Here is a 24842-nt window from a genome sequence, read left to right as displayed (position 1 = left end):
TCCATGCGTTACGCGGGAACGCTGGCGACGCCCGGCGCCAGGAACGGCTTCCCGTTCACCCGCTCCGACACGCCCTCGCGGTCCAGATACGGCGTGACCCCGCCCAGGTGGAACGGCCAGCCGGCGCCCGTGATCAGGCACAGGTCGATGTCCTGCGCCTCGGCGACGACGCCCTCGTCCAGCATCAGCCCGATCTCCTGCGCCACGGCGTCCAGCACCCGCGCCCGCACCTGCGTCTCGTCCAGGACCGTGTCGCCCTGCTTCAGCAGCGCGGCGACCTCCGGGTCGAGCACCGGCGCACCGGACTCGTACGTGTAGAAGCCGCGCTTGCCGGCCCGCACGACGGCCGCCAGGTTCTCCGACACGGTGAACCGGTCGGGGAACGCGCGGTGCAGCGTCTCGGAGACATGCAGCCCGATCGCGGGACCGACCAGCTCCAGCAGCACCAGCGGCGACATCGGCAGCCCCAGCGGCTCCACGGCGCGCTCAGCGACGGCGACCGGGGTGCCCTCGTCGATGACGTTCTGGATCTCGCCCATGAACCGGGTCAGCACCCGGTTGACGACGAACGCGGGAGCGTCCTTCACCAGCACGGCCGTCTTCCGCAGCTTCTTCGCCACGCCGAACGCCGTCGCCAGCGACGCGTCGTCCGTCTGCTCACCGCGCACGATCTCCAGCAGCGGCAGGACCGCCACCGGGTTGAAGAAGTGGAAGCCGACGACCCGCTCCGGGTTCTTCAGCTTCGACGCCATCTCGGAGACCGACAGCGACGAGGTGTTCGTCGCGAGGACGGCATGCGCCGGAGCGACCGCCTCCACCTCGGCGAACACCTGCTGCTTGACGCTCATCTCCTCGAAGACGGCCTCGATGACGAAGTCGGCGTCCGCGAACCCGTCGGCCTTGTCCAGCACCCCGGAGACCAGCGCCGTCAGCCGGTTGGCCTTGTCCTGGTTGATCCTGCCCTTGCCCAGCAGCTTCTCGATCTCGGCATGGACATAGCCGACGCCCTTGTCGATACGGTCCTGGTCGATGTCGGTCAGGACGACCGGGACCTCAAGACGGCGCAGGAACAGCAGCGCCAACTGCGAGGCCATCAGACCGGCGCCGACGACCCCGACCTTGGTGACCGGCCTGGCCAGGCTCTTGTCCGGCGCGCCCACCGGGCGCTTGGCGCGCTTCTGCACCAGGTTGAAGGCGTAGACCCCGGCGCGCAGCTCACCGCTCATGATCAGATCGGCCAGCGCGCTGTCCTCGGCGTCGAAGCCCGCCTGCAGATCGCCGTCCTTGACCGCGGCGATGATGTCCAGCGCGCGGTACGCGGCGGGAGCCGCGCCGTGCACCTTCGAGTCGGCGATGAACCGGCCGCGCTCGACGGCCTGGTCCCACGCCTCGCCCCGGTCGACCTCGGGCCGTACGACGGCCAGCTCGCCCTTGAGCACCGAAGCCGTCCAGAGCAGCGACTGCTCAAGGAAGTCCGCGCCCTCGAAGATCGCGTCGGCGATCCCCAGCTCGACGACCTGGGCGCCTTTGAGCTGTTTGTTCTGGTTGAGCGCGTTTTCGATGATGACCGAAACCGCGCGGTCGGCGCCGATCAGGTTCGGCAGGATCGTGCAGCCGCCCCAGCCCGGCACCAGACCGAGGAAGACCTCGGGGAACGAGAACGCCGGGGTCGAAGCCGAGACCGTGCGGTACTGGCAGTGCAGCCCGATCTCGACGCCGCCGCCCATCGAGGCGCCGTTGTAGTACGCGAACGTCGGCACGGGCAGCGCGGCGATCCGCTTGAAGACGTCATGGCCGCCCTTGCCGATGGCCAGCGCGTCCTCGTGGCGCTTCAGCAGCTCCACGCCCTTGAGGTCGGCGCCCACGGCGAAGATGAACGGCTTGCCGGTGATACCGACGCCGACGATCGTGCCCTCGGACGCCTCCCGCTCGACCTGGTCGAGCGCCGCGTCCAGATTGGCCAGCGACTGCGGGCCGATCGTCGTCGGCTTCGTGTGGTCGAAGCCGTTGTCGAGGGTGATCAGCGCGAAGCGCCCGGCCCCGGGCAGATCGAGATGGCGCACGTGCGCCTGCGTCACGACCTCGTCGGGGTACAGCTCGGCCGCGCCCTTCAGCAGCTCAGCAGTCGTGCTCACTTGGTGCCTCCGTCGAAGTGCGGGTTCTCCCAGATGACCGTCGCGCCCATGCCGAAGCCCACGCACATCGTGGTCAGGCCGTAGCGCACATGGGGCTGCTCCTCGAACTGCCGGGCCAACTGGGTCATCAGCCGCACGCCCGAAGAGGCCAGCGGGTGGCCGTACGCGATGGCGCCGCCGTACTGGTTGACGCGCTCGTCGTCGTCGGCGATGCCGTAGTGGTCGAGCAGCGCGATGACCTGCACCGCGAACGCCTCGTTGACCTCGAACAGGCCGATGTCGGAGATCGAGAGCCCCGCCTTGGCGAGCGCCTTCTCCGTCGCCGGGATCGGGCCGTACCCCATGACCTCGGGCTCGACGCCGGCGAAGGCGTACGAGACGAGCCGCATCCTGACCGGCAGCCCCTGCTCGCGCGCGAAGTCCTCGGCGGCGATGATCGAGGCGGTCGCGCCGTCGTTGAGCCCCGCCGCGTTGCCCGCCGTGACCCGGCCGTGCGGCCGGAACGGCGTCTTCAGCCCGGCCAGCATCTCCAGCGTGGTGCCGGGGCGCATCGGCTCGTCGGCGGTCGCGAGCCCCCAGCCGGTCTCGCCGGCCTCCGGGTTGGTCCGCCGGATCGAGATCGGCACCAGGTCCTGCTGGATCTTCCCGTTCGCGTACGCCTTCGCCGCCTTCTCCTGCGAGCGCACGGCGTACTCGTCGGCGCGCTGCTTGGTGAGCCGCGGGAAGCGGTCGTGCAGATTCTCCGCCGTCATGCCCATGAACAGCGCGGAGTCGTCCACGAGCTTCTCCGACACGAAGCGCGGGTTGGGGTCGACGGCCTCGCCCATGGGGTGGCGCCCCATGTGCTCGACGCCGCCGGCGATGACGACGTCGTACGCGCCGAAGGCGATGGACCCGGCGGTGGTGGTCACCGCGGTCAGCGCGCCCGCGCACATGCGGTCGATCGAGTAGCCGGGCACGGACTGCGGCAGCCCGGCGAGGATCCCGGCGGTACGGCCGAGCGTGAGCCCCTGGTCACCGATCTGCGTGGTCGCTGCGATGGCGACCTCGTCGATCCGGGCGGGGTCGAGGTCCGGGTTGCGGCGCAGCAGCTCCCGGATCGCCTTGACGACCAGATCGTCGGCCCGGGTCTCGTGGTAGATGCCCTTGGGGCCCGCCTTGCCGAACGGGGTGCGGACGCCGTCGACGAAGACGACGTCCCTGACGGTACGAGGCACGATCTCTCCTCCAGAATGCGGGTGCGCCGTGCGGCGCGCTCCGGCCATGCTACTCGCGGGTAACAGCGGTGCCCAGCGTTGGGGGTGACGGGTCTTGGTTGTCGCCGTCCGGCGCGGTTCGGGGTTGCGGGTCTTGGTTGCGGTTGTCGCCGGGGGTCGTTCCGGGGTCGCGTCCTGCGCTGCACGATTTACGGCGCGTACTCGTCCCACACAGGCTGCACCCGGACATGCGCCGCAAATCACGCTTTACGCTCCGGACACCACCCCTGCACGACCCCCTTCAGCCCGCACGGCCCCACAACCCGCGCTCACGCGGACGTCAGGCCGGGACCCGCCGGGGGGAGGGGTCCGGGGTCGCAGGAGGGGGGTGTCCGGACGTAAAGCGTAGGAGTTCTAGCGATCGAGCAGTCCGGACACCCCCCTCCGGAGGCCCCGGAACCCGGCACCAGACCGGCGCCACCGCAACCAAGACCCGGCAACCACAAACCGCGCCGGAACGGCGACACCGCAGTCCGGACACCCCCCTCCGGAGGCCCCGGAACCCGGCACCAGAGACACCGGCGCAGCCAAGAAGCGCAACCCCCGCCGGACGGCGACTACTCGTTCGGCGTCAGCGCCTTCGACAGGAGTGGGGCCACCTGTTCCACCTGCCAGCGGCGGGCGCCGTGGCTGGTCAGGGCTTCCGCCACCGTCGAGACCGACGGGTCCGACGGCGGCTCCCAGCACACCCGGCGCACCGTGTCCGGCGTGATCAGGTTCTCCTGCGGCATGTTGAGCTGCTCCGCCAGCGCCGAGACCGCCGCGCGCGCCGCGGACAGACGCGCCGCCGCCTCCGGGTCCTTGTCCGCCCACGAGCGCGGCGGCGGCGGGCCCTGGAGCGGCTGGCCCGGCTGGGGCAGCTCCGCGTCGGGCAGGGCGCGGGCCCTGTCGATCGCGGCCTGCCACTGTTCGAGCTGCCGCCGGCCCATCCGGTGGCCGAAACCGGGCAGCGCCGTGAGCGCGTGCACGTTGACCGGCAGGGCCAGCGACGCCTCGACGATCGCCGCGTCGCTCAGCACCTTGCCCGGGGAGATGTCGCGCCGCTGCGCCGTCTGGTCGCGGGTGTTCCACAGCTCGCGCAGCACGGCCATCTGCCGGCGGCGGCGCACCTTGTGCATGCCGGACGTGCGGCGCCACGGGTCCTTGCGCGGGGGCGGCGGCGGGGCCGACGCGATGGCGTGGAACTCCTGGAGCGCCCAGTCGAGCTTGCCCTGGCGGTCCAGCTCCTTCTCCAGCGCGTCGCGCAGGTCCACGAGCAGCTCCACGTCGAGCGCCGCGTAGCGCAGCCAGGGCTCGGGGAGCGGCCGGGTGGACCAGTCGACGGCGGAGTGGCCCTTCTCCAGGGCGAAGCCGAGGACGTTCTCGACCATCGCCCCGAGGCCGACTCGTGGGAAGCCCGCCAGCCGGCCTGCCAGCTCGGTGTCGAACAGCCGGGTGGGCGTCATGCCTATTTCGCGCAGGCACGGCAGGTCCTGGGTCGCCGCGTGCAGGATCCACTCGGTGTCGGCGAGTACGTCGCCGAGCGCGGAGAGGTCGGGGCAGCCGATGGGGTCGATCAGCGCGGTGCCGGCCCCCGCGCGGCGCAACTGGACGAGGTAGGCGCGCTGCCCGTAGCGGTAGCCGGACGCGCGCTCCGCGTCGACGGCCAGCGGCCCCGTACCGGCGGCGAACGCGGCGATCACCTCCGCGAGTGCCTCATCGGTCGCGACCACCGGCGGAATGCCCTCGCGGGGCTCCAACAAAGGGATCGGCGCCGAATCGACGTCGGCCGGGGGAGCGCCCCCGGTGGTTCGCAGTGCTGCGTCTGCTGCGGTCTCTTGGGCGTCGGTCACCTGTCAAGGGTATCTGTCGACGGACTACGCCCGCCGACGATGCGTTCCGTCGGCGGGCGCTGGGGGTGAGAAGTGGTCAGTGGATGATTCCGGTACGGAGGGCCACAGCGACCATCCCCGCCCGGTCGCCGGTGCCGAGCTTGCGCGCGATACGGGCGAGGTGGCTCTTGACGGTCAGGGCCGACAGGCCCATGGAGACGCCGATCGCCTTGTTCGACTGGCCTTCGGCGACGAGTCTGAGCACCTCGACCTCACGGCCGGAGAGCTCGCGGTAGCCGCCCGGGTGGCTCGGGGCGCCCGGGGGGCGGCGGTGCATGCGCTGGCCTGCGCCGATGGGTGCGGCGCCGGGACGGGTGGGGTGGCCGATGTTGTTGCGCGTGCCGGTCACGACGTAGCCCTTGACGCCGCCGGCGAGCGCGTTGCGTACCGCGCCGATGTCGTCGGCGGCCGAGAGGGCGAGACCGTTGGGCCAGCCCGCCGCCCGGGTTTCGGACAGCAGGGTCAGCCCGGAACCGTCGGGCAGGTGGACGTCGGCAACGCAGATGTCGCGCGGGTTGCTGACGCGGGGACGGGCCTCCGCGATGGACGAAGCCTCGATGACGTCACGCACTCCAAGGGCCCACAGGTGGCGGGTGACGGTGGAGCGGACGCGTGGGTCGGCCACGACGACCATGGCCGTCGGCTTGTTCGGGCGGTAGGCGACCAGGCTTGCGGGCTGCTCAAGGAGAACGGACACCAGGCCTCCTGGGGAAAGGTGCGGGACGAGCCGGCCTCTGGGGGGTGAAGCCGGGGCGAACCGTGTTTGAAGGGTCATAGACCTCTTCGGCACCAACCGCGCCCGCCTTTAGAGAAAGATCACGATTCAGTGAGTAACAATTCGGGCAATTCGGACGGGTGATCGATCATCCTGCGAGCGGGCGCCCCCGCTGAGGGCGCGTCAGGGGGCCTGCGGTCCGCGCCGCTGAGGCAGTGACACCACGCCCGCCCCTGACTCGTTCTGACCAGGCGCGGGACCGGGTGCGGCCGGTGGCAGGCCGGCGATCTGGCAGAGCAGATCGCACCAGGCCGCCAGATGGGCCGCCGAGTCCGGCACCCCGCCGTGCCCCTCGCGCGGGGTCCACGACGCCCGGATCTCGATCTGCGTCGCCGGCCTGCGCTCCGCGAGGCCGCCGAAGTAGTGCGACCCGGCGCGGGTCACCGTGCCGCTCGCCTCCCCGTACGACAGGCCGCGCGCCTCCAGCGCGCCCGTCAGCCACGACCAGCACACCTCGGGCAGCAGCGGATCGGCCGCCATCTCCGGCTCCAGCTCGGCCCGTACGAGCGTCACCAGGCGGAACGTGCCGTGCCACGCCTCGTGCCCCGCCGGGTCGTGCAGCAGGACGAGCCGGCCGTCGGCCAGATCGTCGTCGCCGTCCACGACCGCCGCCTCCAGCGCGTACGCGTGCGGGGCGAGCCGCTGGGGCGGTTTCGTCGGGTCGATCTCGATCTCGGGACGCAGCCGCGCCCCCCGGAGCGCCTCGACCGCGAGCCGGAAGGCGGGCGGCACGGAACTCCCCTCCGTACTGTCCGTACTGCCGTTGTCACCGGCGCCGTTGGAATGATCGGAAAACTGTCCCTGAGCCGCAGCCATGCGGGGAAGACTAGGCCGAACCAGGGCCGCGCGCAGGGAGGGACACCCGGGCCGGGCCCGCCGCTTACCCGTACATGCGAAGATTCTGGGCGTGAGCGTCAACGACCGCCCCTCGGGCCAGCCGACAAAGCCGTCTGTCAGTCACAATTCGCCCTTTTTGCGGGCGTGCAGGCGGGAACCGGTGCCGCACACCCCGGTCTGGTTCATGCGGCAGGCGGGCCGGTCGCTGCCCGAGTATCTGAAGGTGCGTGAGGGGATTCCGATGCTGGAGTCCTGCACCCGGCCCGAGCTGGTCACCGAGATCACGCTGCAGCCCGTACGGCGCCACAAGGTCGACGCGGCCGTCTACTACAGCGACATCGTCGTGCCCCTCAAGGCCATCGGCATCGACCTCGACATCAAGCCCGGCGTCGGCCCCGTCGTCGCCGACCCGATCCGTACCCGCGCCGACCTGGGCCGGCTGCGCGATCTCACCCCGGACGACGTCGGTTACGTCACCGAGGCCATCGGGATGCTCACCGCCGAGCTGGGGGAGACCCCGCTCATCGGCTTCGCGGGCGCGCCGTTCACGCTCGCCAGCTATCTGATCGAGGGCGGCCCCTCACGGACGTACGAGCGCACCAAGGCCATGATGTACGGCGACCCCGAGCTGTGGACCGACCTCGTTGACCGGCTCGCCGACATCACCGGCGCCTTCCTCAAGGTGCAGGTCGAGGCCGGTGCGAGCGCCGTGCAGCTCTTCGACTCCTGGGCCGGCGCCCTCGCCCCCGCCGACTACGAGCGCCATGTGATGCCCGCGTCGGCGAAGGTCTTCGACACGATCGCCCCGTACGGCGTCCCGCGCATCCACTTCGGCGTCGGCACCGGCGAACTGCTCAAGCTGATGGGCGACGCGGGCGCCGACGTCGTCGGCGTCGACTGGCGGGTGCGCCTGGACGAGGCCGCCCGCAGGGTCGGGCCGGGCAAGGCGCTCCAGGGCAACCTCGACCCGACCGTGCTCTACGCCCCCACCGAGGTGGTGGAGGAGAAGACCCGCGAGGTGCTCGAAGCGGCGGCCGGGCTCGAAGGGCATGTCTTCAACCTCGGCCACGGCGTGCTGCCGACGATGGACCCGGACGCGCTGACCCGGCTCACCGAATACGTCCACACGCGCACCGCGCACTAACGCGTCACATGCCCGCCTCGCGCACCTTGGCCACCACCTTGCGCGCCGCCACCAGTACCGGGTCCCAGACCGGGGAGAACGGCGGCGCGTAGCCGAGGTCCAGTGTCGTCATCCGCTCCACGGTCATCCCGGCGGTCAGCGCGACCGCCGCGATGTCCACCCGCTTCGCCGCGCCCTCGTGGCCGACGATCTGGGTGCCGAGCAGCCGGCCCGTGCGGTGTTCGGCGAGCATCTTCACCGTCATCACCGTCGCGCCCGGGTAGTAGCCGGCGCTGTTCGTGGACTCCACGGTCGCCGTCACGAACCGCAGCCCCACCGCTCGGGCGTCCTTCTCGCGCAGTCCGGTGCGGGCGATCTCCAGGTCGCACACCTTGCTGACGGCCGTGCCGACCACACCGGGGAAGGTGGCGTAGCCGCCGCCCACGTTCGACCCGATGATCTGGCCGTGCTTGTTGGCGTGGGTGCCCAGCGCGATGTGCCGGGTCGTCCCCGACACCAGGTCGAGCACCTCCACGCAGTCGCCGCCCGACCAGATGTTGCCGTGCCCCCGTACCCGCATCGCCAGGTCCGTGAGCAGCCCGCCGCTCGGCCCGACGGGGAGTCCGGCCTCGCGGGCCAGTTCGGTGCGCGGTTCGACACCGATCCCGAGGACCACCACGTCCGCCGGGTACTCGGCGTCCTCGGTGGCGACCGCGCGCACCCGGCCGTCGTCACCGGTCCTGATCGCCGCGACGGAGGCGCCGTTGACGGTGGTGATCCCCAGCCCGTCCATCGCCGAGTGGACCAGCTTCCCCATGTCCGGGTCGAGGGTCGACATCGGCTGCTCGTCGCGGTGGACGACGGTGACCTCGTACCCGCGCTTGAGCAGCGCCTCCGCCATCTCCACGCCGATGTAGCCCGCGCCGACGACGACCGCCCGGCCGCCGCCGGAACCGGCGAGCGTGTCCAGCAGCGCCTGGCCGTCGTCCAGGGTCTGCACACCGTGCACGCCCGGCGCGTCCATCCCCGGCAGCGCGGGCCGCACCGGGCGGGCGCCCGTCGCGATCACGAGCTTGTCGAAGCCCGTCCAGCCCTCGCCGCCCCCGTCCAGGTCGCGGGAGCGGACCCGCTGCCCCGCCACGTCGATCTCCGTGACCTCGGTACGGGTGCGCAGATCGATGGCCCGCTCGCGGTGCTCGTCGGGCGTACGGGCGATCAGGTCGTCGGGACCCCGCACGTCACCGCTCACCCAGTACGGGATCCCGCACGCGGAGTACGACGTGAAGTGGCCGCGCTCGAAGGCGACGATCTCCAGCTCCTGCGGCCCCTTCAGCCGGCGGGCCTGTGACGCGGCGGACATACCCGCCGCGTCACCGCCGATGACCACCAAGCGCTCCGCCGCCATGCCGTGTCCTTCCGTCCGGTGTCTGCCACCGAACGCTACGCGCTCACAGCGTCATCGCTGGTCGCCCCCCTCGCGCGGCTCCCCGGCCGGCGCCGGGGCCGGGTCCTGCGCGGTACGGCGCGGCAGCCGGCCGCGTATCAGCAGGCGCCACAGCACGTACAGCACCGCCAGCGCTGCGGCGAAGGGCGCCACGGCGCCGATCACGACGGCGATCCAGCGCAGCGTCCCGGTGAAGGCGGCCCAGCCGCCGCCCAGGGCGTCCAGGAAGCCCGGATCGCCGTCGTCCGCCTGCTCCTTGACCATCGCCGCCTGCTTCTGGGACAGGTTCAGCGAGATCGTCGCCATGCTCGTACGGTTCTTGAGCGACGCCTGCTGGGAGAGCAGCGCCTCCAGATCGGCCTGACGGCTGCTCAACTGCCCTTCCAGCTCGACCACATCGCTGAGCTTCGTGGCGCGGTCCATCAACTCCCGCACCCGCGCCACGCTGGCGCGCTGCGAGGAGACCCGGCTGTCCACGTCGACCACCTGGTCGGTGACGTCCTTCGCGTCGGAGCTGCGCGCCACCAGCTTCCCGGTGCCCGCCAGTTCGTCCAGGACCTCGTCGTACGACTCCTGCGGGACCCGCAGCACGATGGTGGAGACCACGTGGTTGGTGGAGTCCCGCTCGGTGGACTCGTTCTGCACGAGCCCGCCGGCCCCCTCGGCGGCGGTACGGGCCGTGGCGAGCGCCTTCTCGGTGTCCGCGACCTGCACGGTGAGTTCGGCCGTCCTGATGACGTAGGTCGCGGAGCGCGCGGGCGCCTGCCGCTGCTTCTGCTGGTCGCCCGGTGCGCCGTCGGCCGGAGCCGCGGCGCCCGACGCGCCCTCCCGAGGCCGGGCGGCGCTGTTCGCCGCCTTGTCCGAGCTGTCCGAGTCCGCGCCGGCCGAACAGCCGGCCAGTGCGAGTGAGGCGGTGAGAAGTACCGCCGCGACAACGGGTGTTGCGCGCATGTCGTGCCCCCCTGTGAACGATCGTGCGTCGTGCCGGTTCGACGTGCGGGACCTGCGGATGGGTTGCCGTTCCGCGGTCTCGAAGCAGTCACGGTCAGGACTCGGTCACGGCATGCCGGAGCGGTTTGAGAGAGTGGAGGCCATGGACACGGGAACCGAGCAGGCCGGTACGCGTACCGGACATGTCGTGGTGATCGGCGGCGGCATCGCCGGGCTCGCCGCCGCGCACCGGCTGGTCACCGCCGGGCTGCGGGTGACCCTGCTGGAGGGCACCGGCCGGCTCGGCGGGAAGCTGCGCGCGGGCGAGATCGAGGGCGCCCCCGTCGACCTCGGCGCCGAGTCGATGCTCGCCCGCCGCCCGGAGGCCGTCGGCCTGGCGCGCGCGGTGGGGCTCGGTGACCTGCTCCAGCCGCCCACCGCCGCCGGATCCGCCATCTGGAGCCGGGGCGAGCTGCGGCCGATGCCCAAGGGCCATGTGATGGGCGTCCCCGGGGACCCCGAAGCGCTCGCCGGGCTGCTGTCCGCCGAAGGGCTCGCCCGGATCGCCGCGGAGCCGGGACTGCCGCGCACCGAGGTCGGCGACGACGTCTCCGTCGGCGAGTACGTGGCCGAGCGGCTCGGCCACGAGGTCGTCGACCGGCTCGTGGAGCCGCTGCTCGGCGGGGTGTACGCGGGCGACGCGTACCGCATCTCGATGAAGGCCGCCGTGCCGCAGCTCTTCGCCGCCGTCCAGGACCACGACTCGCTGCTCGCGGGCGTACGCGACATCCAGGCGAAGGCCGCTGCCGCCGCCGGGCCCCAGCAGGTCGGCGCCCCCGTCTTCGCCGGTATCCGGGGCGGCATCGGCCGGCTGCCGGGCGCCGTCGCCGACGCCGTACGGGCGGCAGGCGGCGAGATCCTGCTGGAGACCCCCGTCCTCGGCCTCGCGCGCACCACCGACGGCTGGCGGGTGCGCACCGACCGGGGGCTGCTCAGCGCCGACGGCGTGGTTCTGGCGACCCCCGCCTGGTCCGCCTCCGCGCTCCTCGCCGACGCGTCACCCGCCGCCTCGGCCGAACTCGCCGCGATCGAGTACGCGTCGATGGCGCTGGTCACGATGGCCTTCCGCCGCGCCGACCTGGCCGCGCTGCCGGACAGCAGCGGCTTCCTCGTACCGCCCGTCGACGGGCACACCATCAAGGCGGCCACGTTCTCGACCCGCAAATGGGGCTGGGTCGCCGATGCCGCCCCCGACCTGTTCGTCCTGCGCACCTCCGTCGGGCGCCACGGCGAGGAGGAGCACCTGCGGCGCGAGGACACCGAACTCGTCGACCTGTCCGTGCACGACCTCGGCGCCGCGACCGGGCTCACCGCCAAACCCGTCGCCTCGCTCGTCACCCGGTGGATCGGCGGCCTGCCGCAGTACCCCGTCGGACACCAGGCCAGGATCGCCCGGGTGCGGGCCGCGGTCGGCGCGCTGCCAGGACTGCGGGTCGCGGGCGCGGCCTACGACGGCGTCGGCATCCCCGCCTGCGTCGCGAGCGCGCGGCGGGCCGCCGAGGAGATCATCGCCACCCTCACCCCGGCGCCGGGCACCGGCCGGGGCCCGGGAGAATAGCCGCATGACTGCTGCACCGGACAAGTCCCCGAACGCGGGCAAGAAGGCCAAGGACCTCAACGAGGTCATCCGCTACACCCTGTGGTCCGTCTTCAAGCTGCGCGACGCGCTGCCCGAGGACCGCGCCGACCACGCCACCGAGGTCCAGGCCCTGTTCGACCAGCTCGCCCAGGCCGACGTCACCGTGCGCGGCACGTACGACGTGTCCGCGCTGCGCGCCGACGCCGACGTGCTGATCTGGTGGCACGCCGAGACCTCGGACGAGCTGCAGGACGCGTACAACCGCTTCCGCCGCACCGAGCTGGGCCGCGCCCTCGAACCGGTCTGGTCGAACATGGCGCTGCACCGCCCCGCCGAGTTCAACAAGTCGCACATCCCGGCGTTCCTCGCCGACGAGCAGCCCCGCGACTACGTGAGCGTCTACCCGTTCGTGCGCTCCTACGACTGGTACCTGCTGCCGGACGCCGACCGCCGCGCGCTGCTCGCCGAGCACGGCAAGATGGCGCGCGACTACCCCGACGTACGGGCCAACACCGTGGCGTCGTTCTCCCTCGGCGACTACGAGTGGATCCTGGCCTTCGAGGCGGACGAGCTGTACCGCATCGTCGACCTGATGCGCCATCTGCGGGGCTCCGAGACCCGCAAGTACGTCCGTGAGGAGATCCCGTTCTTCACGGGCCGCCGCAAGTCGGTGGCGGACCTGGTGGCGGGACTGGCCTGACCCGGCCGGTCCAGCCACCCGACCGACCCCGGAAGATCAGACGACCGGCGGCAGCTTCCGGCCGCCCGACCGGCCGTCCAGCGACACCGGGTTCGGTTCCGCGTGCGGCGCGCATTCGGCGCGCCGCACCGGCGTCCGCCCGGTCAGCAGATAGTCCTCCACGTACGTGTTGACGCACGCGTTGCTGCCGCCCGCGATGCCGTGCGTGCCCGCGTTCCGCTCCGTCACCAGCGCGGAGCCCGCCAGCCGCTTCTGCAGTTCGAGCGCGCCCGGGTACGGGGTCGCCGCGTCCCGCTCGGCCGCCAGGATCAGCGTCGGCGGCAACTGGCCCGGCCAGGTGCGGATGTCGACCGGCTGCTGCCGGGGCGCCGGCCAGTAGGCGCACGGCAGATTCATCCACGCGTTGTCCCACGTCTCGAACGGCGCCCGCGCGGCGAGCGCGGTGTTGTCGCGGTCCCAGACGTGCCAGTCCGTCGGCCACGGCGCGTCGTTGCACTCCACGGCCGTGTAGACCGCGTTGCCGTTCTCGTTGTCGACGGCCGCCGCCGGCTGCGGACTCGCCTGCTCGATCAGCGGCTGCTCGTTGCCCTTGACGAACTCGGAGAGCGCGGTGGCGCGCATCGCCCAGTAGTCGTCGTAGTAACCCGCTCCGAGCATCGCCGCCTGGAGCTGCCCGGGGCCGACCTTCCCGCCGGCCGGCTCCTGCGCCACCCGGGCCCGCACCTGCTCGTAGCTCTTCTGCACGGCCGCCGCGTCGGTGCCCAGGTGGTACGTCTTGTCGTGCTTCGCGACCCAGGCGCGGAAGTCGGCCCAGCGCTGCTCGAACGCGCGCGACTGGTCGAGGTTGTTGCGGTACCAGATCTGCCGGGGGTCCGGGTCGACCGCCGAGTCGAAGACCATCCGGCGGACATGGGACGGGAAGAGCGTCGCGTACAGCGCGCCGAAGTACGTCCCGTACGAGGAGCCCATGAAGGTCAGCTTCTGCTCACCGAGGGCGGCCCGCAGCACATCGAGGTCGCGCGCGTTGTTCAGCGACGTGTAGAACGGCAGCGCGGCGCCCCCGCGGTCGGCGCAGCCCCGCGCGTAGGCCTTGGCCTCGGCGATCCGCTCCCGCTTGTACGACTCCGACGGGTGCCGCGGCGACTGGGTCGGCGCCTTGGCGAAGTCGGCGGGGTCCTCGCAGGACAGCGGGGCCGAGTGGCCGACGCCGCGCGGCGCGTAGCCGACGATGTCGTACGCCTGGGCGATCCGCTTCCACTCGGGCATGACCGCCGCCATCGGGAAGTACATGCTGGAGGCGCCGGGCCCGCCCGGGTTGAAGACGAAGGCGCCCTGCCGGTCCTGCGCCTTGCCCGAGGCGCGCACCCGGCTGACGGTGAGCGCGATGGTGCGGCCCTCGGGCGCCGCGTAGTCCAGCGGGACCTTGACCGTGCCGCAGGTGATGGGCGGGGGCAGCATCTCGTACGCGGGGCACTTGCCGAACTTGACACCGGCGGCCGCCGCGCGCTCGGCCGCCAGCGCGACGCCGTACGTCTCGGCCGTCGTCGTCCCGGCGCCGGCCGTCGTCCCCGCGCCGCGCGTACCCGGACCCTGCGTACCCGATCCTGCCGCGTTGCTCGCCGGGGCGACCACGAGCGCCGACAGGACCAGGGAGCCGAGGGTGGCCAGAGCCCCGTACTTGACTGCTGCTCTCATCGCTTTCCCTTCGAGCGTGCATGTCCTGCGTGCATGCGGAAGGCGAGCGTGGGCGGCCGGGGTGCTCTTTCCAAGGACCGGTGCCAGGTGTCGGGCGCTGTGACCCCGACGCGGCACCGGACCACTCCAAGGGCCGCTCCCGGGATGCGGAACGGGCCGCGGTGTGCGGGGACGGGCGGGACGGCTCGCTCAGTGCCTGACCAGCGCGGCGCGGGCCGCGCGGGCCAGCCGGGTGGCCCGGCGCGGCGGGCGGGCGCCGGCCCGCTCGCTCCACCACAGGTACAGCCTGCGGCGCGCACCACCGTCCGCGGGCAGCCCCTCGGTGAGCAGATGCTCGGCGAAGTCCAGCGCGTCGCGCCGGTAGCCGCCGCGCAGCGGGTGGTGCGCGCCGTACCCGAGGAACGCGGCGCGGTAGCCGGCGCCCAGGATCTCCGGCAGCTCCGGGGCGATCTTGGCGACGACGTCGGCGCGTTTGGCGGTGAGCGCGCGGCTCTGGATGCCGAGCCGGTGCGCGTCGAAGCCCTCGGGCACCGGGCCGCCGTCGACCAGCGCCGAGAGCAGGGCGGTCTGCCGCAGGGCGAGCCGCTGCCGCGCCGCCGCGTCGTCCGTGCCGCCGGCCCACGCCGCCGTGACGCGCGGCGGTACGCGACGGCCGGCGGGGGCGGGTCCCGCCGCGACGGTCTCGCGGATGGTGTCGAGTTCGGCGGCCAGTTCGGCGGCAGGCGGGAAGTCGTCGTCGCGCTCCAGCAGCACGCCGGGCGGCGCGGTACGCGAGCGCAGCTCGGCCAGTACGTCGAGCACCGGCCGGGTGACGGGGTGGGCGTGCGTGTCGTGCCACACCCCGTCGCGCTCGACACCGCCGGCGACATGGACGTACGCGATGGCCTCGACCGGCAGCTCGTCGAGCGCGGTCGCCGGGTCCTCACCGCGGTTGACGTGGTTGGTGTGCAGATTGGCGACGTCGATCAGCAGCCGGACGCCGGTGCGCTCCACCAGCTCGGCGAGGAACTGGCCCTCGCTCATCTCCTCGTCGGGCCAGCGGATCAGCGCGGCGATGTTCTCCACGGCCAGCGGCACCGGCAGCGAGTCCTGGGCGATGCGCACGTTCTCGCACAGCACGCGCAGCGCGTCCTTCGTGCGCGGCACGGGCAGCAGATGGCCGGCCTCCAGGCCGGGCGAAGCGGTCAGCGGGCCGCCGGCCCTGACGAACGCGATGTGCTCGGTGACCAGCGGCGAGCCGAGCGCCGCCGCCCGTCCCGCGAGATCGGCCAGCCGCCCGGGATCCGGCCGGTCGGCGCCGCCGAGCCCGAGCGACACGCCGTGCGGGACGACGGTGACGCCCCGCTGGCGCAGCCGGACGAGCGAGTCCGGCAGATGGTCCGCGCAGAGGTTCTCCGCGACCGCCTCGACCCAGTCGACCCCGTCCAGCGCCTCGACCGCTTCCGCGATCTCCGGGCGCCAGCCGATACCGATCCCCAGCTCGGGTGTGCCTTGGGTGCCTTTCATGTCTTCCTCCCCCTTTGATGTGCTCCTGGGGTGATGGCCCGGCCGGGCGGCGCCGAACCGGCGGCGGGGCAAGCTCAGAGGTTGATTTGAGCTTGCCCCGCCGGGCCGGGCACCGGACGGGCGTCACGGCATCGGCATGTCCATCGGCCTGCGGGACGCCTCCTGCGGCGCCGGACGGTCGGTGTTGACCGCCGTCGGTACGCCGGGCTGGGGCGAGGGCCGCGAGGTGAACGACTGGTCCTCGCCGCTCGGCGTCACCGCGGGCGCGGACGGCGGCAGATCGCCGTTGGGCGGCGGCGGCCCGGTCGGGCTCGCGGTCGTCAGCCCGGCCGCCTCGTCGGCGAGGGCGTCGAAGTTCACGAAACCGGTCTTCTCCAGCATGGTGATGTGGTCGAGGACGGTCTGGTTGGCATCGGTCGCCAGGTCCCGGATCAGGGTGTTCCTGGTGCTGTTCCTGATGCTCGCGATGACCATGAAGACCTTGCCGTGCGCGTTGCGCAGCAGGTCGGCGAACTTGTGCTCGTAGTCGACGCCCTGGGCCGCCGACAACTCCCGCAGCCAGCCCTGCTGCTGCTCGTTCGGCTGGTTGGGCAGCTCCACCCCGAGCTGGGCTGCGACACTGCGCGCCCGCTTGTCGAGGTCGGTGTGGCCGACGACGAGATGGTCACCGCAGTCCTTGATGGCCTGGCTCGGCGCCCGCTGGATCGCCTGCTGCCCCGCGGGCAGCTCCCACAGCCCGGCGAGCCGCACCCGTACCAGGAAGTCGCGGTCGGCCGCCGTCAGCGGCCCCCACTTGGTCTGCACGGTCGATGCGGCGACATTCGCCTGGCCGGTCCCCGAACGGTCCGCGTAGGACCACACGGGGAAGGCCAGCGCCCCGACCGTGGCGACAAGTGCCGCGATGATGAGCGCCGTGCCGTTGATACGTCGCAACAATGTGCTGCCTCCCCAACCGATATGTGACACCGCGGAATCAACCGCCGACCGCGCGGCCGGTCAACCTGCGTGACGGCATTGGGAGATACGTAACGCCCGGCGCGAATGTTCAGCGGCGCAGCGCCGGGTGGTCGGCGACCACCGTGGCCGAGCCGGGCGCGATCTCCGTGAAACCCGCGTCGCGGACCAACGGCAGCCCACTGCCTGTCAGTTGGAGCCACTGCTGGACCCCGGCGGTACGGACGGCGAGGGCGAAGCCCGCCTCCTGCCACGCCTTGCGGTCCGCGTCGGACAGCTCCCACCAGGCGAGTTGGGCGCCGTGCCCGGCCTGGGCCATCGCCTTGCCCGCCGACATGTCCAGCTCCGGATTGAGCCAGAGCACCGGGCCCGACAGGTCGGGCGCCGGGGGCGGCCGCGGGTCGTCCAGCTCCGTGCCGGAGACCTGGAGCTTGGCCAGCTCCTTGGGCCAGCCGTCCAGCGGAACCGGCGGGAAGACCCGCACCTCGGCCGCCGAGCGGTCCTCCTCGGCCCGGCCGGGCCCGGTGACCGTAAGGCCGGGGAGCGCCGACGCGCGCCGCCACTCGGCGCCGCGTGCGCGCCGCACCACCTTGCGGATCCGGGCGTCCTGCCAGTCCCGTACGGCCTGCGCCCACTCGCCCTCGCCCAGCGACCGCTCGTCGCCGAGCATGGCGAGCACCGCGCGGGCCGCCGTCTCCAGGGCGTCGGTGCGGGTCGGCGGCGCCGGCTTCTCCAGATGGACCACCAGGGGCAGTACGTACTGCGGGGCCGCGTCGCGCTCGGACCGCGCGTGTTCGAAGGGGCTGTCTGTGCTGTCGGTGCTCACCGCACCAGTCTCGCAGGGTGCCCGGCGCACCTTCCCGGCGGAACGGCTTGGCGGAACGGGTGCGTCCGGGCCAGGATGCACGGCATGAAGAGCGACCTCTTTGCCACAGAGAACATGGCCCAGCAGGCGACCGTCCCCGGGATGACCCTGCAGAACGCAAAATCGGTCAAGTACGCCGTCAACGGCGAGATGCACGCGCGGCAGGGGTCGATGATCGCCTTCCGCGGCAATCTGCAGTTCGAACGCAAGGGGCAGGGCATCGGCGGCATGCTGAAGCGCGCCGTCACCGGCGAGGGGCTGCCGCTGATGGCGGTCAAGGGCCAGGGCGAGGCGTGGTTCGCGCACGAGGCGGAGAACTGCTTCATCGTCGACATCGAGCAGGGCGACGCGCTCACCATCAACGGCCGCAACGTGCTGTGCTTCGACCCGACCCTGTCCTACGAGATAAGGACGGTGAAGGGCGCGGGCATGACCGGCGGCGGGCTGTTCAACAGCGTGTTCACCGGCTACGGGAAGCTCGCCGTCATCTGCGACGGCAACCCGATCGTGATCCCGGTGTCCGCGCAGGCCCCGGTCTACGTCGACACCGACGCGGTCGTCGGCTGGAGCGCGCAGTTGAACACCTCGCTGCACCGCTCGCAGTCCATCGGCTCGATGATCCGCGGCGGCTCCGGCGAGGCCGTCCAACTGATGCTCCAGGGCGAGGGGTTCGTCATTGTCCGGCCCAGCGAGGTCACCCCGGTGAAGGCGTCGGCGAACTGATCCGGCGATGAGGTTGCAGCGGGTGGGCCGCCGCTACGGGCTCGGCGGGCCGTGGGTGCTGCGCGGGATCGATCTCGATCTGCCCGCGCGCGCCCTGGTCCGGGTGGAGGGCGTCAACGGCGGCGGCAAGTCGACCCTGCTGCGGCTGCTGGCCGGTGTCGACAGCCCCACGGAGGGGCGCGTCACCGGCAGGCCCCGCACGGCCTACGTGCCCGAACGCTTCCCCGTCGCCCTGCCGTTCACGGCGGCCGGCTATCTGACCCATCTGGGCCGGATCCACGGTCTGTCCGCCGGACGGGCGGCGGGGCGCGCCGTCGAATGGCTCGACCGGTTCGGCGCCGCCGGGCACGCCCGTACCCCCATGGCCGAACTGTCCAAGGGGACCAGCCAGAAGGTCGCCGTCGCCCAGGCGCTGCTCGCCGAGCCCGCGTTGCTGGTGCTCGACGAAGCGTGGACGGGGCTCGACACGGCGGCGCGCGGCGAACTGGACCGCGCCGTCGCCGAACGGGTCGCGGCGGGCGGCACGGTGGTCTTCGTCGACCACGACCCGGCCCGGCTCCGGGGCGTCGCCGACGAGGTGTACGCGGTGACCGAAGGCGGCCTGCTGCGCCGTACGGCGGCGGAGCCGGCCGGGGCCGGGGCGGGGGAGCGCGGACCTGAGGTACGGATCGTGGCGAGCGGCCCGCCGGGAGCCGCGCCGCCCGACGGGCTGCCGGGGGCGCCCCGCCACGAAGCGGGCCCGGCGGGCGCGGTGCTGCTCACCGTCGCGGCGGTGCACTCCGACGCGCTGCTGCGCGCCCTGCTGACGGCGCGTCCGCCGTGGCACGTCCACGAGGTACGGCAGGTGGTACGGCAGGACGTACGGGCCGTCGGTGCGGGCGCGGACGCCGCCGCGCGGGTCGCTGCCGGGCCCGGCGCCGAAGGGCGGCGCCCGTCATGACGGCCCTGCTGCGCTACCAGATCGCCCTGCTGCTGCGCTCCCAGCGCTGGCTGCCGCCCGTCCTGCTGTACGGGATCTTCCTCGCGGTCGGCGTGCAGTCGGGCCAGCCGGTCCTCGGCTCGCTCGGCTGGGCCGCGGCGGCGCTGCTGCCCGTCACCGCCTGGCTGGTCCGGGTCTGCGTCACCCAGGAACCGGCGGCGGCCCGCGCGGTGACAGCCGCCGCCGCAGGACCCGCGCGCGTCCATCTCGCCGCGCTGCTGGCCGGCGCGGTCTGCGCGGGCGCGCTCGGCGTCGCGGGCACGGCGCTGGTGACCGCGATCAGCGCGCCGGGCAACGACGACCACACCGTCGAGGTGCCACTGCTGCCCGCGGGCGCAGCCGGGCTGCTCGCCGCGCTCGTCTGCCTGCTGCTCGGCGCCGCGGCCGGCGCCCTCTGCAACCGGCCGCTGCTGCGCGCCCGCGCCTGGTCGATCGCGGCGACCACCCTGGTCGCCCTGCTGGCGCTGGTGTCGAGCGGATCGCCGGCGAAGTACGCGATCAGCGCGCTGGTGACGGGGTCGCGGACGGGAGCGATCCCCACCCCTCTGCTGCCGGCGGCGGCAGCCGTCCTGGTCGCGGCGGCCGCAGGCGCGGTCGTCTGCACGGCCGGCGTCCGCCGGGGCTGAGCCGCGTACGGCGCCGGGCCGTAAGCTGGAGCGCATGGCAGAGGTAGCTGAGGACGTCGTGTACGCGGAGTGCGTGCTGTGCCGGGAGCCGACCGAGCACCCCAACTCGGTGAAGGGCGCCACGCTCTGCCCGGTCTGCGAATGGCAGGAAGCCCAGCGCCAGGCCTGCTCCGGCTAGGGAGTGTCCGGGCAGGCCCCCGCGGGCTTCAGTGGCTCATCAGCTCCGAGACCTTGACGAAGCGGTAGCCGCGCTCGCGCAGCCGGGGCACGATCTGCTCCACCGCCTCCTCCGTCACCGGCGCCGCGCTGCGGGAGCAGTGCAGGACCACCAGCGAGCCCGGTGCCACACCGTCGACCACCTGCCGGGCCACCGCCGCCGCGTTCGTGGCGAGGACGTCGCCGCCCGCCACGTCCCACTGCACAGCCGTCACCTTCGCCGGGCCGATCGCCCGCAGCGCCGAACGGTCGTAACAGCCGCCGGGGAAGCGGAAGTACGGCATGACGTGGTGCACACCGGCCGCGCGGAACGCGGCGAAGGCGTGTTCGACGTCGGCCGGCCGCTCGTCGCCCCGTACCTCCCGCAGCCCGTAGCAGTGGTGCGTGAACGCCCGGTGGCTGTACGAGTGGTTGGCGACCTCGAAGAGCGGGTCGTCGCCGATGGAGTCGGCCTGCGCCGGGTACTCCTCGGCCCAGCGGCCCGTCATGAAGATCGTCGACGGCACTTCGAGCCGGCGCAGCAGCGCGATCAGCTCGGGGTTGTCGAACCGCTCGCCGTCCGCTGCGCGTTCGCCGTCGTCGGGCGCCATGTCGGCGTCGAAGGTGAGCGCCACGGTCCGGCCCGCCGTGCCGGGGCCGTGTCTGAAGACCGGGGTCAGCCCGTCACGGCCGGGCGCCATGGTCGGCGGACCCTTGACCGTGGCCGGCCGCAGGACGGCCGCGGCCGGTGCGTGGAGGACCGCCGGCTGCCGCGTGCCGCAGCCGGTCAGGGCGGCGCCCAGGGCAGCACTCAGGGCGGCGGCCGTGGCGAGCGTGCGTACGTATCTGGTCACTCACGGAAAATATATGATGATCTACGCGGATCGGGCGCATGGCGCTCGTGTCGAGCACGCCGCGTGTCCGGGACCCGCGTACGGGCCCGTGTCCGGGACCCGCATACGGGCCCGCGGCTCAGCCCATCGCCAGCAGCCGCTCGCGGCTCGCCGCCACGTCGAAGTCGCCCTTCGGGTACTGCGGGTCCAGCGCCTGGAGGTGTTCCAGCAGCAGCCTGCTGATGGCCCAGTTGCGATACCACTTCCGGTCGGCCGGCACCACGTACCAGGGCGTCCGCGCCGAGGTGCAGCGGGTCAGGGCCGTCTCGTACGCCTCGTGGTACGCCGGCCACAGCGACCGGTCCTCGATGTCGTCCGGGGTGAACTTCCAGTGCTTGTCCGGGTTGTCGATGCGCGCGAGCAGCCGGTCGCGCTGCTCCTCGTAGCTGATGTGCAGGAAGACCTTCACGACCGTCACACCGTCGTCGGCGAGCGACTGCTCGAAGCGGTTGATCTGGCCGTACCTGCGGCCGATGTCCCGGCGCGGCGCCAGCTCCCGCACCTTGGCGATCAGCACGTCCTCGTAGTGCGAGCGGTCGAAGATGCCGATCTCGCCCGGCTCGGGCAGCGCCCGCTTGATCCGCCACAGGAACGGGTGGCTGCGCTCCTCGGCGGTGGGCGCCTTGAAGGCCCTGATCCGGCAGCCCGCCGGGTTGAACAGCCCGATCACATGCTTGAGGGTGCCGCCCTTGCCGCTGGTGTCCATGCCTTGCAGGACGAGCAGCAGCCGGCGCCGGTCGCCCGCCGTGCTGGCCGCGTAGAGCCGGTCCTGGAGCGCGGTGAGGTCTTCGGCCATCCGGGTCATGGCCTCGCGTCCCGCGGCCTTGTCCTTCGGGCCGCCGGGCGTCGCCCGCGGGTCGTACGAGCCGAGTACGGCCGGCTCGCCGGGCGGGACACGCAGCAGGTCGCGCAGGGCCGGTTCGTCCCGCGCGCGCCGCTCGGACGGCTTGTGCGCCTTCTCGGCCTTCTCGGCCTTCTTCGCGTCGGCCTTCTTGGCGTCCTTCTTCGCGTCCTTCTTGCTCACCGGGCACCCCTTCGGATCAGTTGTATCGAGGGTGCGCCGGATCGCGGCGGAACGCGACCGGCGTGACCCGCATGTGCGCGCCATGCGGGCCAGCCGGTCCTGCCGCGGCCCACCGGTCGTACCGGCCGGCCCCGGCGGGGGAGGGAGGGTCAGGCGAGCGAGGCGCTGAGCGTGATGCTGGTGCCCGACAGCGCCTGGCTCACGGGGCAGTTCGCCTTCGCGTCCTCGGCGGCCTTGACGAAGTCCGCCTCGTCCAGGCCCGCGACCTCACCCTGCACCGTGATGTGGATGCCGGTGATGCCCGTGCCGGGCACGAGCGTGACGTCGGCGCTGGTGGTCAGCTTGGTCGGCGGGGTGCCGGCCTTGGTGAGACCGTTCGAGAGGGCCATCGAGAAGCAACTGGAGTGAGCGGCGGCGATCAGCTCCTCGGGGCTGGTCTTGCCGTTGGCCTGCTCGGCGCGTGAGGCCCAGGAAACCGGCTGCTCGGCGATGCCGGAGGAGTCGAAGGTGACAAGGCCCTTGCCCTGGGCGAGGTCGCCTTCCCAGACGGTGTGTGCCGTGCGCGTGGTAGCCATGATGGAACCCTTCTGATGAGGTGTGCGAGGTGATCGCACGTCGTGACGGCACCGAACCTACTCGGCGCGGCTCCGAACCTACTCGGCCAGCAGCCCCTCGGCGTCACGCGCCAGTGCCGTCAGCCGGGAGATCGCCCGGAAGTACTTCTTCCGGTAGCCGCCGTTCAGCATCTCGTCGCTGAACAGCCGGTCGAAGGGCAGTCCGGAAGCGAGCACCGGCACCTCGCGGTCGTACAGCCGGTCGGCGAGTACGACGAGCCGCAGCGCGGTCGACTGGTCGGGCACCGGGCCCACGCCGGTGAGGCAGGCGACCCGCAGACCCTCCGTCAGCGCGCCGTAGCGGCTGGGGTGGACCGAGGCGAGATGGCCGAGCAGCGCGGGGAAGTCGTCCAGGCTGGCGCCTTCGGTGGCGTGCGCCGTCCGCGTCACCTGCTCCTCGCCGAACGGCTCGGGCGCCTCGGGCAGACCCCGGTGGCGGTAGTCGTCGCCGTCGATCCGCAGCGGCCTGAAGTGCGCGCCGAGCCCCTGGATCTCGCGCAGGAAGTCGGCGGAGGCGAACCGGCCCTCACCGAGCTTGCCCGGCAGGGTGTTGGAGGTGGCCGCGAGCGCGACCCCCGAGTCGACCAGCTTGCCGAGCAGGGTCGAGACGAGCACGGTGTCGCCGGGGTCGTCCAGCTCGAACTCGTCGATGCACAGCAGCCGGTGGCCGCCGAGCGTCCGCACGGTCTGCTGGAAGCCCAGCGCGCCGACCAGGTTGGTCAGCTCGACGAACGTGCCGAAGCCCTTCAGCTCGGTCGGCGCGGGCGTGGCATGCCACAGCGAGGCGAGCAGATGGGTCTTGCCGACGCCGTAGCCGCCGTCCAGATAGATCCCCCGGGGCCCGCTGGGGGCCGCGGGCTTCCGGCCGAACCAGCGGCGCATCCCGCCGCCCTCACCGGCTCCTGAACCGGGTCCCGGCCGGTCGAGGCCCGCAGCGAAGGCGCTCAGTACGGTGACGGCCTCGGCCTGGCTGGGCTGCCTCGGGTCGGGTACGTACGTGTCGAACCGTACGGAGCCGAAGCGCGGCGGCGGGACCATCTCGGCGACGAGCCGTTCGGCGGGGACCCGCGGCTCACGTGCGCACAGGGAGACGGGGACCGCTCGGGCTGTCGGCTGCTGGCCGGGGGCGGCGGGGGAGGACGACACAACTCACAAGCTTATGCGCCGTGCCAGACTGCTTCGCATGCGACGCCTGTTCCCTGTGACCGATGAGACAGCCTCCGCGGCCTCCGACGAGACAGCCTCGGCGGCCCCCGGCCGGGCCGGCTCAGGGGCGGCCGGTGACTGGACGCTCGACGAGCTGGCGGACGCCTACGCCTATCCCCGGGACCCGGGCGGCGAAGGCCACTGGCTGCGGGCCAACATGGTGTCCACGCTCGACGGGGCGGCCCAGCACGACGGCCGCTCGCAGACCATCTCGTCCGCCGCCGACATGCGGATCTTCGGCGTGCTGCGCGGACTGGCCGATGCGGTGGTGGTCGGTGCGGAAACGGTTCGCCAGGAGGGCTACCGGCCGGCCCGCGCCCGGGACGCCTTCGCGGCGCGCCGCGAAGCGGCGGGACAGGGTCCCGCGCCGGCCATCGCGATCGTCACGGCCAGCCTCGATCTTGACTTCGCGCTGCCGCTGTTCACCGCGCCGCTCGTACCGACCCTGCTGCTCACCGGGGCCGCCGCGCCGCCCGCGCGGGTGCGGGAGGCCGAGAAGGCCGGCGCCGAGGTGGTGATCGCGGGGGACGGCCCCGGCGTGGAGCCGGCACGCGCCGTCCAGGCGCTCGCCGCGCGCGGTCTGCGGCGGCTGCTGACCGAGGGCGGCCCGAGGCTGCTGGGCCAGTTCGTCGCCGCCGGGGTGTTGGACGAACTGTGTCTGACCATGTCTCCCACGCTGACTTCGGGGTACGCGCAGCGCATCGCGGGGGGACCGGCACTCGCCGTACCCGAGCGCTTCGCCCTCGCGGCGCTGCTGGAGGAGGAGGGGTTCCTCTTCACCCGATACCGTCGGAGCCGAGGATGAGCGGAATGTGCTGTTCCGGTTGGCTGCGGGCAGGCAGGATCATGTAC

The 24842-nt window shown here is 72.7% G+C and carries 23 protein-coding genes; 8 read left to right on the top strand and 15 right to left on the bottom strand.

Features of this window, described 5'->3' with window-relative positions; genetic code table 11:
• Positions 1 to 8 precede the first annotated feature (8 nt).
• The 5 genes from ACZ63I_RS12315 to ACZ63I_RS12295 form a co-directional block, all read right to left on the bottom strand.
• Positions 9 to 2135 (bottom strand): 3-hydroxyacyl-CoA dehydrogenase NAD-binding domain-containing protein, encoded by a 2127-nt coding sequence (locus ACZ63I_RS12315; protein WP_469337934.1) that lies wholly within the window; start codon positions 2133 to 2135, stop codon positions 9 to 11.
• A complete protein-coding gene (locus ACZ63I_RS12310) occupies positions 2132 to 3352 on the bottom strand; it encodes a thiolase family protein (RefSeq protein ID WP_469337932.1) in 1221 nt (406 codons plus the stop codon). Before ACZ63I_RS12310 ends, ACZ63I_RS12315 begins: the two co-directional genes overlap by 4 nt.
• A 596-nt stretch (positions 3353 to 3948) precedes the next feature.
• Positions 3949 to 5223 (bottom strand): HRDC domain-containing protein, encoded by a 1275-nt coding sequence (locus ACZ63I_RS12305; protein ID WP_469337931.1) that lies wholly within the window; start codon positions 5221 to 5223, stop codon positions 3949 to 3951.
• A 76-nt stretch (positions 5224 to 5299) separates the two neighbouring features.
• Entirely contained in the window at positions 5300 to 5959 is a 660-nt protein-coding gene (locus ACZ63I_RS12300) for a response regulator transcription factor (protein WP_041992049.1), read from the bottom strand.
• Between the two features lie 201 nt (positions 5960 to 6160).
• Positions 6161 to 6853, bottom strand: a complete 693-nt coding sequence (locus ACZ63I_RS12295) for a DUF3000 domain-containing protein (protein WP_469337929.1) — start codon at positions 6851 to 6853, stop codon at positions 6161 to 6163.
• A 91-nt stretch (positions 6854 to 6944) separates the two neighbouring features.
• On the opposite strand from ACZ63I_RS12295, the gene hemE reads away from it, so the two are divergent.
• Positions 6945 to 8018, top strand: coding sequence for a uroporphyrinogen decarboxylase (gene hemE / locus ACZ63I_RS12290; protein WP_469337928.1), 1074 nt, complete (start codon positions 6945 to 6947; stop codon positions 8016 to 8018).
• Positions 8019 to 8022: 4 nt separating this feature from the next.
• Here hemE and ACZ63I_RS12285 read toward each other — a convergent pair whose 3' ends face one another.
• Positions 8023 to 9402, bottom strand: coding sequence for an FAD-dependent oxidoreductase (locus tag ACZ63I_RS12285; RefSeq protein WP_469337926.1), 1380 nt, complete (start codon positions 9400 to 9402; stop codon positions 8023 to 8025).
• Positions 9403 to 9453: 51 nt separating this feature from the next.
• Positions 9454 to 10392: a DUF4349 domain-containing protein gene (locus tag ACZ63I_RS12280; protein WP_469337924.1), complete on the bottom strand. Its 939-nt coding sequence runs from the start codon at positions 10390 to 10392 to the stop codon at positions 9454 to 9456.
• A 142-nt stretch (positions 10393 to 10534) separates the two neighbouring features.
• Here ACZ63I_RS12280 and hemG point away from each other — a divergent pair, with 142 nt between their 5' ends.
• Both hemG and hemQ read left to right on the top strand, forming a co-directional pair.
• Complete coding sequence (hemG, locus tag ACZ63I_RS12275; protein WP_469337922.1) at positions 10535 to 11989, top strand: protoporphyrinogen oxidase; 1455 nt, start codon at positions 10535 to 10537, stop codon at positions 11987 to 11989.
• A 4-nt stretch (positions 11990 to 11993) separates the two neighbouring features.
• Positions 11994 to 12710: a hydrogen peroxide-dependent heme synthase gene (hemQ, locus tag ACZ63I_RS12270; protein WP_469337921.1), complete on the top strand. Its 717-nt coding sequence runs from the start codon at positions 11994 to 11996 to the stop codon at positions 12708 to 12710.
• A 36-nt stretch (positions 12711 to 12746) separates the two neighbouring features.
• On the opposite strand, the gene ACZ63I_RS12265 is transcribed toward hemQ, so the two are convergent.
• The 4 genes from ACZ63I_RS12265 to ACZ63I_RS12250 form a co-directional block, all read right to left on the bottom strand.
• Positions 12747 to 14405: an alpha/beta hydrolase gene (locus tag ACZ63I_RS12265; RefSeq protein ID WP_469337919.1), complete on the bottom strand. Its 1659-nt coding sequence runs from the start codon at positions 14403 to 14405 to the stop codon at positions 12747 to 12749.
• 189 nt (positions 14406 to 14594) lie between these two features.
• Positions 14595 to 15911: an MbnB/TglH/ChrH family RiPP precursor modification enzyme gene (locus ACZ63I_RS12260; protein ID WP_469337918.1), complete on the bottom strand. Its 1317-nt coding sequence runs from the start codon at positions 15909 to 15911 to the stop codon at positions 14595 to 14597.
• Positions 15912 to 16034: 123 nt separating this feature from the next.
• Positions 16035 to 16844 (bottom strand): DUF4142 domain-containing protein, encoded by an 810-nt coding sequence (locus ACZ63I_RS12255; RefSeq protein ID WP_469337917.1) that lies wholly within the window; start codon positions 16842 to 16844, stop codon positions 16035 to 16037.
• 112 nt (positions 16845 to 16956) lie between these two features.
• Positions 16957 to 17691, bottom strand: coding sequence for a peptidyl-tRNA hydrolase (locus ACZ63I_RS12250; RefSeq protein ID WP_469337915.1), 735 nt, complete (start codon positions 17689 to 17691; stop codon positions 16957 to 16959).
• Between the two features lie 84 nt (positions 17692 to 17775).
• Here ACZ63I_RS12250 and ACZ63I_RS12245 point away from each other — a divergent pair, with 84 nt between their 5' ends.
• From ACZ63I_RS12245 to ACZ63I_RS12230, 4 genes are read left to right on the top strand one after another with little or no spacing between them, the layout of a single operon-like run.
• On the top strand, positions 17776 to 18453 hold the full coding sequence (locus tag ACZ63I_RS12245) for an AIM24 family protein (RefSeq protein WP_469337913.1): 678 nt from the start codon (positions 17776 to 17778) through the stop codon (positions 18451 to 18453).
• Positions 18454 to 18460: 7 nt separating this feature from the next.
• Positions 18461 to 19393 carry an ABC transporter ATP-binding protein gene (locus tag ACZ63I_RS12240; RefSeq protein WP_469337911.1) on the top strand — a complete coding sequence of 311 codons (933 nt, stop codon included), beginning with the start codon at positions 18461 to 18463 and terminating at the stop codon, positions 19391 to 19393.
• Positions 19390 to 20058 carry an ABC transporter gene (locus ACZ63I_RS12235; RefSeq protein WP_469337909.1) on the top strand — a complete coding sequence of 223 codons (669 nt, stop codon included), beginning with the start codon at positions 19390 to 19392 and terminating at the stop codon, positions 20056 to 20058. Before ACZ63I_RS12240 ends, ACZ63I_RS12235 begins: the two co-directional genes overlap by 4 nt.
• Positions 20059 to 20092: 34 nt before the next feature.
• Positions 20093 to 20236 carry a hypothetical protein gene (locus ACZ63I_RS12230; protein WP_469337907.1) on the top strand — a complete coding sequence of 48 codons (144 nt, stop codon included), beginning with the start codon at positions 20093 to 20095 and terminating at the stop codon, positions 20234 to 20236.
• Between the two features lie 28 nt (positions 20237 to 20264).
• Here ACZ63I_RS12230 and ACZ63I_RS12225 read toward each other — a convergent pair whose 3' ends face one another.
• The 4 genes from ACZ63I_RS12225 to zapE form a co-directional block, all read right to left on the bottom strand.
• The gene (locus ACZ63I_RS12225; RefSeq protein WP_469337905.1) at positions 20265 to 21107 is read right to left on the bottom strand and encodes a polysaccharide deacetylase family protein; all 843 of its coding nucleotides are present in this window, start codon (positions 21105 to 21107) and stop codon (positions 20265 to 20267) included.
• A 118-nt stretch (positions 21108 to 21225) separates the two neighbouring features.
• Positions 21226 to 22170, bottom strand: a complete 945-nt coding sequence (locus tag ACZ63I_RS12220) for a PPK2 family polyphosphate kinase (protein WP_469337903.1) — start codon at positions 22168 to 22170, stop codon at positions 21226 to 21228.
• A 149-nt stretch (positions 22171 to 22319) separates the two neighbouring features.
• A complete protein-coding gene (locus ACZ63I_RS12215) occupies positions 22320 to 22745 on the bottom strand; it encodes an OsmC family protein (protein ID WP_041992085.1) in 426 nt (141 codons plus the stop codon).
• A gap of 78 nt (positions 22746 to 22823) precedes the next feature.
• The gene (gene zapE / locus ACZ63I_RS12210; protein ID WP_469337901.1) at positions 22824 to 23930 is read right to left on the bottom strand and encodes a cell division protein ZapE; all 1107 of its coding nucleotides are present in this window, start codon (positions 23928 to 23930) and stop codon (positions 22824 to 22826) included.
• A 13-nt stretch (positions 23931 to 23943) separates the two neighbouring features.
• On the opposite strand from zapE, the gene ACZ63I_RS12205 reads away from it, so the two are divergent.
• Positions 23944 to 24795 carry a pyrimidine reductase family protein gene (locus tag ACZ63I_RS12205; RefSeq protein WP_469337899.1) on the top strand — a complete coding sequence of 284 codons (852 nt, stop codon included), beginning with the start codon at positions 23944 to 23946 and terminating at the stop codon, positions 24793 to 24795.
• Positions 24796 to 24842 lie beyond the last annotated feature (47 nt).

This window comes from Streptomyces sp. NPDC087906 (assembly GCF_055584925.1).
Note: the sequence above shows the minus strand (reverse complement) of the source record. Positions and strands in the feature narration are given on the sequence as shown.

What these genes read in the sequence shown, in the direction of transcription:
- ACZ63I_RS12205 (WP_469337899.1), top strand. Translation starts at nt 23,944, where the DNA reads ATGCGCCGTGCCAGACTGCTTCGCATGCGACGCCTGTTCCCTGTGACC.
- ACZ63I_RS12235 (WP_469337909.1), top strand. Translation starts at nt 19,390, where the DNA reads ATGACGGCCCTGCTGCGCTACCAGATCGCCCTGCTGCTGCGCTCCCAG.
- ACZ63I_RS12230 (WP_469337907.1), top strand. Translation starts at nt 20,093, where the DNA reads ATGGCAGAGGTAGCTGAGGACGTCGTGTACGCGGAGTGCGTGCTGTGC.
- ACZ63I_RS12295 (WP_469337929.1), bottom strand. Translation starts at nt 6,853, where the DNA reads ATGGCTGCGGCTCAGGGACAGTTTTCCGATCATTCCAACGGCGCCGGT.
- ACZ63I_RS12285 (WP_469337926.1), bottom strand. Translation starts at nt 9,402, where the DNA reads ATGGCGGCGGAGCGCTTGGTGGTCATCGGCGGTGACGCGGCGGGTATG.
- ACZ63I_RS12240 (WP_469337911.1), top strand. Translation starts at nt 18,461, where the DNA reads ATGAGGTTGCAGCGGGTGGGCCGCCGCTACGGGCTCGGCGGGCCGTGG.
- hemQ (WP_469337921.1), top strand. Translation starts at nt 11,994, where the DNA reads ATGACTGCTGCACCGGACAAGTCCCCGAACGCGGGCAAGAAGGCCAAG.
- ACZ63I_RS12215 (WP_041992085.1), bottom strand. Translation starts at nt 22,745, where the DNA reads ATGGCTACCACGCGCACGGCACACACCGTCTGGGAAGGCGACCTCGCC.
- ACZ63I_RS12280 (WP_469337924.1), bottom strand. Translation starts at nt 10,392, where the DNA reads ATGCGCGCAACACCCGTTGTCGCGGCGGTACTTCTCACCGCCTCACTC.
- ACZ63I_RS12260 (WP_469337918.1), bottom strand. Translation starts at nt 15,911, where the DNA reads ATGAAAGGCACCCAAGGCACACCCGAGCTGGGGATCGGTATCGGCTGG.
- ACZ63I_RS12265 (WP_469337919.1), bottom strand. Translation starts at nt 14,405, where the DNA reads ATGAGAGCAGCAGTCAAGTACGGGGCTCTGGCCACCCTCGGCTCCCTG.
- hemG (WP_469337922.1), top strand. Translation starts at nt 10,535, where the DNA reads ATGGACACGGGAACCGAGCAGGCCGGTACGCGTACCGGACATGTCGTG.
- ACZ63I_RS12245 (WP_469337913.1), top strand. Translation starts at nt 17,776, where the DNA reads ATGAAGAGCGACCTCTTTGCCACAGAGAACATGGCCCAGCAGGCGACC.